2 protein-coding genes are annotated in these 1,580 nt (G+C 52.9%); both read right to left on the bottom strand.

The features are described from left to right. Positions 1-39: 39 nt before the first annotated feature. Positions 40-1,116, bottom strand: coding sequence for an IS3 family transposase (locus IEW52_RS15515; protein WP_188630988.1), 1,077 nt, complete (start codon positions 1,114-1,116; stop codon positions 40-42). Then, the gene (locus IEW52_RS15510; RefSeq protein ID WP_188630987.1) at positions 1,113-1,505 is read right to left on the bottom strand and encodes a transposase; all 393 of its coding nucleotides are present in this window, start codon (positions 1,503-1,505) and stop codon (positions 1,113-1,115) included. The genes IEW52_RS15515 and IEW52_RS15510 overlap by 4 nt, the downstream gene beginning before the upstream one ends. Between the last annotated feature and the right edge of the window lie 75 nt (positions 1,506-1,580).

Below are 1,580 nucleotides of genomic sequence, written 5' to 3'. Positions count from 1 at the left end.
CGGAACGTGTCAACCTCACTTGAACCAACTTTTTAGCAATTAAATTGCTTTCAGTATGGCTCTTTGCAGCGTCGGGAAGTTCACTCCTTGCTCAGTAACGGATGGTTCGGCATCGTCCGGTATTGGGTTGATAGCCACTTCTTGCGGCGGCAATTTAACGAGTGGGCGTCCTCGACTGAACCGTTCCGGGTGCATAGTAAAGGCTTCATCCAGAGCAGCTTGACGCACTTGGGCAACGTCTAAGTGCCGGCCGGTAAATACCTGTTCAGGTGTGAACCCTTCAAGACTGCTGTGGTGGTGCTCGTGGTTGTACCATTCTACGTAATCGTTGCACCAGCGCATGGCGTGGTCATAGTTATCAAAGCGTCGCGGGTAGTCTGGCTGGTACTTGAGTGTTTTAAATTGTGCTTCACTCATCGGGTTATCATTGCTCACCCGGGGCCGACTATGGCTGGCAGTGATGGCCAGCTCACAGAGCAAGTCCAAGTAACAGTGGGCGGTCATGGGCACCCCACGATCCTGGTGCAGCGTAAGTTGGCCCGGCAGGATATCGTAGCGTTGGGCAGCTTCGTCAATCAGTTGCGATGACAGAGCACTATTTTCCTTGCGGGACAGCATCCAAGCGACAATATAGCGGCTGAACAAGTCCATGATGACGTACAGCGACAAGTACTCACCGCGCTTGCGCGTCGGTAGTTTGGCAATGTCCCACGTCCAGACCTGATTGGGCGCTGTTGCCAGTAGGCGCGGCATCAGATTCGATTGTGGGGCGCGCTGAGCGCGTCGTTCACCCTGCAAGTTTTGTTTACGTAGCAAGCGATGCATGGTGCTCACCGAGCACAGATATCGGCCCTGTTGAAGCAGGTTGTGATACACCTGCATAGGTGGCTGATTGCAGTAGCTTTCGTCGTTCAATACCTCCAGTACCTGCCGCTGTTCGTGTGCATTCAGGGCCTTAGGTTGTCTGGCGTCTTTTCTGCAACGTGAAGGGAGCTCCCGAGGACCGATGAAGCTCAACCGCCGACGCGCTGACCGCACCGTATTACGACAAAGGTTCAGAACCTTGCAGGCCAGTCGTTCTGTCATACCGCTGGGTAGTGACTCTGCGATCATCATGGCGACGAGCTCTCTTGTTCTAAGGCTTCGATGAGTGCCAAGGCTTTTTTTTGGAGCGAGATGCAGCTGTCTTTAACGTCAAGCTGACGGCGCAAACGCTCCAGTTCTTTTTCCAGCTGTTCAATGCGCTTTTGCTCAGCTGTTTTGGTGGCAGCAGGTCCTGGCTGAGACTTATTCAAACCTGCAACGCCCTGTTCGGCGAACTCTCGACGCCACTGGGCTAGCTGGTTTGAATAAAGCTTTTCACGCCTTAACAGAGGGCCTAACTCCCCATGCTGACAGGCATCGGCTTGCTGTAGGATAGACAACTTATACTCTACAGTGAATGAGCGACGCCCCCGCTTTTCCAGCTTGGGATTGGGCTGAATGTGTGTCATTGGCTTTGGCATAACAGTCTCCTAAAGCACCCTGATTTCTATATTAACTCAAAATCAGCTGGTTCATGCTTAGGTTGGCACACAGGG

The sequence above is a fragment of the Oceanisphaera marina genome (assembly GCF_014643915.1).
GTDB classification, from domain to species: Bacteria; Pseudomonadota; Gammaproteobacteria; order Enterobacterales; family Aeromonadaceae; genus Oceanimonas; species Oceanimonas marina.
This window is presented reverse-complemented; position numbering and strand designations above follow the sequence as displayed.

What these genes read in the sequence shown, in the direction of transcription:
- IEW52_RS15515 (WP_188630988.1), bottom strand. Translation starts at nt 1,116, where the DNA reads ATGATGATCGCAGAGTCACTACCCAGCGGTATGACAGAACGACTGGCC.
- IEW52_RS15510 (WP_188630987.1), bottom strand. Translation starts at nt 1,505, where the DNA reads ATGCCAAAGCCAATGACACACATTCAGCCCAATCCCAAGCTGGAAAAG.